2 protein-coding genes are annotated in these 4,582 nt (G+C 57.9%); both read right to left on the bottom strand.

The genetic code is table 11. From position 1 onward, the window contains the following. Nucleotides 1-232: 232 nt before the first annotated feature. Nucleotides 233-1,678: a DUF438 domain-containing protein gene (locus ACO6BQ_RS11960; RefSeq protein ID WP_489121247.1), complete on the bottom strand. Its 1,446-nt coding sequence runs from the start codon at nt 1,676-1,678 to the stop codon at nt 233-235. Nucleotides 1,679-1,816: 138 nt separating this feature from the next. After that, a complete protein-coding gene (gene clpB, locus ACO6BQ_RS11955; RefSeq protein WP_489121245.1) occupies nt 1,817-4,390 on the bottom strand; it encodes an ATP-dependent chaperone ClpB in 2,574 nt (857 codons plus the stop codon). Nucleotides 4,391-4,582 lie beyond the last annotated feature (192 nt).

The raw sequence follows: 4,582 nt of genomic DNA, 5'->3' as shown, positions 1-4,582 counted from the left end.
AAGCTATGTGGAGGATTTGCCGACGAAGTGCGGGCAAAAAAGATGCGTCAAGATGACGTGGCTGAATTTATCAGTGCTTCCTAAACACTGTTGGAATTATAGCGGCAAACGAAAAGCCTGTCAAGTATTTTTCTTGACAGGCTGAGTTATATGCTTGGAATGTGGCATGTCCCCCATAGCGACCCCTTGCGCAACGAAGTGTTCGCGTGGGGGATTGCCGCAATGCCAATATTTAGCGACGGAATTTTTCCAGCGGCTCTGCGTGGTCGGTCACGAACTCGACCGTGCCGATGTACGTGCCCGACTTATCGTACATTGCCTGATAGTGCACGCGGATCGGACGCTCGCGGATGTAGCGGTGCACAATCATCTGCGTGCGCTTCTTTGCCTTGAAGTCCGCAATCAGATTCCGTACGACAGGGATGATCTCGGGCGGGTGGCAGTTCATCACGTCCCGCCCAAGTGCGGACAGCGGACGCGTAAACACCTGCCCCTCGTTTGTGAAGAAGCGGACGACATCATCCTTGTCGATAAAGGTGATATCCACGGGCAGCAGCTGAAGAATCGTCGTCAGCTGCTCCATCGAGAGCTCACCGGTCGGAAACTGGAGCTTCCCCCCCACCTGAGACTGTGCGAGACGCGCTGCCTCCTGATCGAGCCACGGCTGCGCCGCCTCCCACGCAGGGATGGGAATGCCGAACGAGATGCCCATGTCCGGCAGATCATGATAGCAGCGATACCATTCCATCTGCGTGAAATAGCGCAGGCTGAGCGGAAAGAGAATCTTCTCCTCCTTGAAGATCATCTCACGAATGCGCTGTGCGAGTGCACGGATGCGCGCCTCGTACAGCGGCAGCGTCTCCGCATCCGCCTTGAGTGCCTTGATAATCATCGCGAGCTCGCGCTTCATCTCATCGTCGATGCCCCACATGACCTGCGAGGGTCCCGTGACACCGTAGTCATAGAGAAGCGGCATCAGCAGCTCTTCCTTCTTGATGTAGTGCGAGCGCACATCGCCGAGCGCAAGGATGTGCCGGAGCATGACATCCGTCCGCTTTGCACCGTCCAGCTCAGCCTCAATCGTGTCGAGCAGGGTCTCGAGTGCTGCATTCTCCGCACGCAGGATCGTAAGCGGATGCCCCTCTGGCAGTGCATCGATGTCGTCAGGATTCACCGATGCTGCCTGCGCATGTATCTCATCATGTGAGAGCGCACCCGGCGGCGGCTCGCTTGCGACGCCGTGAAAGAGCGCCGAATGCACGTCACAGAGACGCTGTACCTCACTGACGGGCATTCCTTCCTTGATGAGCGTCTGCTCTGCCGTCATGATTTCCTGCGCGTCAACGTGGCTGAACTCCTGCACGAAGTCCTTTCGGACAGACTCAAGATCCTCACCGCCGGAAAGACGCTCGATAAAGTTCCGTATGCGCCCCTGACGCGACTGTGCATCCTCACTGATGACCTGATAGCCGCGCTCCTCGAACGCCGCGATCACCTTCGCGAGGTCGATGCCCTTCACCGCCGCACCGCGCGGAATCGTCATGATGCGCCCCATCACGTTCAGCGCAACGGGGTTCGTAATCTCCTTAAAGCCGATCTCCGCCATAATCTCACTGACTTCGGGATTCTCCTCCACCAATTCGGCGACCGTCTTTTTCAGATCCAGTATCTTCTCCATCGTCAAAGCTCCTTTATATGTCAAATGCTCTTTGTCATCTCTGTGTGACGATTATAACGCAGAACGGTGAAGAAAGGCTGTAACCTTTGGTACGAAACAAAGAAAAAGACTGCTCCGAAAAAGAGCAGTCCCCATATATTACAGATTTTTGAAGGTAAAGGTCGACCCATCAAACCCGAGTTCCACGGTATCACCGCCGCGTACATCGCCCGCGATGATCTTCTTTGAGAGTGACGTCTCGACCGTGTGAGTCAGCAGTCGGCGGAGCGGACGCGCACCAAAGTCGGGGTCAAAGCCCTCATCGGCAAGTGCCGTGAGTGCCGCCTCATCCCACGTCAGCTGAATATCCGCCTGACGCTCAAGACGCTTGCTGAGTGCCGCGAGCATGAGTGCCGCGATGCGCTTCACATCGTCCTTTGTAAGAGCCTTGAACACAATCGTATCGTCCACGCGGTTCAGGAACTCGGGGCGGAAATACTCGCGCAGGAGCGCACGCACCGCTGTCTCTGCCTCCGCATAGTCCTTGCTCAGAATCTCATGCGAGCCGAGGTTGCTCGTCATGATGATGACCGTGTTCTTGAAGTTCACGACACGCCCCTTGCCGTCCGTCAGACGCCCGTCGTCGAGGATCTGCAGCAGCACGTTGAACACGTCGCGATGCGCCTTCTCGATCTCGTCGAGCAGAATGACGCTGTACGGGCGGCGGCGCACCGCCTCCGTCAGCTGTCCGCCCTCATCGTAGCCGACGTAGCCCGGAGGCGCACCGATGAGACGTGAAACACTGTGTTTCTCCATATACTCGCTCATGTCGATGCGGATCATGCTCCGCTCATCGTCAAAGAGAGATTCGGCAAGTGTCTTTGCAAGCTCCGTCTTTCCTACGCCCGTGGGGCCGAGGAAGATAAACGAACCGATCGGACGGTTCGGATCCTTGATGCCCGCGCGTGCACGCAGGATCGCCTCGCTGACCGCCGTCACCGCCTCGTCCTGTCCGACGACGCGCTCGTGCAGTACCTCCTCAAGGTGGAGCAGTTTCTCGCGCTCACCCGTCATCATCTTCGTCACGGGAATCCCCGTCCAACGGCTGACGACACGCGCAATGTCCTCCTCGCCGACTTCCTCCTTGAGCATCCGCTCGCCCTCGGATTTGGCGGCAATCGCCGCTTCCTCATCCGCGAGCTTCTTCTCAAGTTCCGGCATCTTGCCGTATTTCAGCTCCGAAGCGCGCGCGAGGTTCTGGGCACGCTCCGCTGCCTCCATCTCACCGCGCAGTTCGTCCATCTCCTTTTTGATGGCGCGCACGCGCAAGATCGCCTGCGTCTCACTCTCCCACTTCTCTTGAAGTTTCGCTTCCTCGGCGTGGAGCTGCTCCTTCTCCGCAACAAGAGCGGCGAGCTTTTCCTTCGATGCCTCGTCCGTCTCCTTTTTCAGTGCCTCTTCCTCAATGTCGAGCTGGAGGATCTTGCGCCGGATCTCGTCCAGCGGTGCGGGCATGGACTCGATCTCCGTGCGCAGCTTTGCTGCCGCCTCGTCAACGAGGTCGATCGCCTTGTCCGGCAGGAATCGGTCGGAAATGTAGCGGTCGGAAAGTGTCGCCGCCGCCACGAGTGCCGCGTCGCGGATGCGCACGCCGTGATGCACCTCGTAGCGTTCCTTCAGTCCGCGCAGAATGGAGATCGTATCCTCCACGCTCGGCTCGCCGACCATGACGGGCTGGAAGCGGCGTTCGAGAGCCGTGTCCTTCTCGATGTATTTGCGGTACTCATTCAGCGTCGTTGCACCGATGCAGCGCAGCTCGCCACGCGCGAGGAGCGGCTTCAACAGGTTGCCCGCATCCATCGCGCCTTCTGCTGCGCCCGCGCCGACGACCGTATGCACCTCGTCGATAAAGAGCAGTATCTGCCCCTCAGACTTTGCAATCTCGTTCAGCACACCCTTGAGACGTTCCTCGAACTCGCCGCGGAACTTCGCGCCCGCGACCAGTGCGCCCATGTCGAGCGAGTAGAGCGTCTTATTCTTCAGCGACTCGGGCACATCCCCCGCCACAATACGGCGGGCAAGCCCCTCGACAATCGCCGTCTTGCCGACACCCGGCTCACCGATGAGCACGGGGTTGTTCTTCGTACGGCGCGAGAGAATTTCGATTGAACGACGGATCTCCTCGTCACGCCCGATCACGGGGTCGAGCTTGTTTGCACGCGCCGCCGCCGTCAGATCGCGCCCGTATTTCTCGAGCGACTGGTACCCCTCCTCGGGGTTGTCGCTCGTGACGTTCTGCTTGCGATGCTTCTGGATCGCATCCTGCACCGCACTCTTCGTCAGCCGGAACTCACGCGCAATCAACTGCACCTCGTCGCTCCCATCCGTGATGAGCGCGAGCAGCAGATGCTCGGTCGAGACGTACTCGTCCTTCATCGACTTCGCCAGTTCCTCGGCACGTCCGAGCACGCGCACCATGTCCATCCCCATGCCAAGGCGGTTTGTCCCGCGCACGCTCGGAATGGCGGCAAGCTCCTTTTCGAGCCGTGCCTTGAGCAGGGGCAGATCAACACCGCAGACATCAAAGATGGTTGCGAGCAGCCCCTCCGGCTCCTTTGCAAGTGCAAGCAGCACGTGCACCGACGTGATTTCCTGATGATAGCGCATCGCCGCAATCTGCTGTGCCGACTGCAGTGCCGCAAGCGTGCGCGCTGTGTATTTATCCTGTTCCATAATGTGTCCCTCCATCGAATATTTGTCTTTATGAACCCATTATAGCAGTTAAGGTCAAAAAGTCAAATACTTTCTTTGATTTTTTGACTTTTATTTTTGAGAAAAAGCTCCGCCGATATTTCGACAGAGCCAGAAACTCAGGGAATCGCTGATAAAATGAAGTCCGTCAGATTGGCGTAGATTTTTTCGTCC

This window comes from Centipeda sp. (in: firmicutes) (genome assembly GCF_057271695.1).
The sequence above is the reverse complement of the archived record's forward strand: the minus strand, read 5'-3'. Positions and strand labels throughout refer to the sequence as shown.

Coding starts and splice junctions, on each gene's coding strand:
- ACO6BQ_RS11960 (WP_489121247.1), bottom strand. CDS start 1,678: ATGGAGAAGATACTGGATCTGAAAAAGACGGTCGCCGAATTGGTGGAG.
- clpB (WP_489121245.1), bottom strand. CDS start 4,390: ATGGAACAGGATAAATACACAGCGCGCACGCTTGCGGCACTGCAGTCG.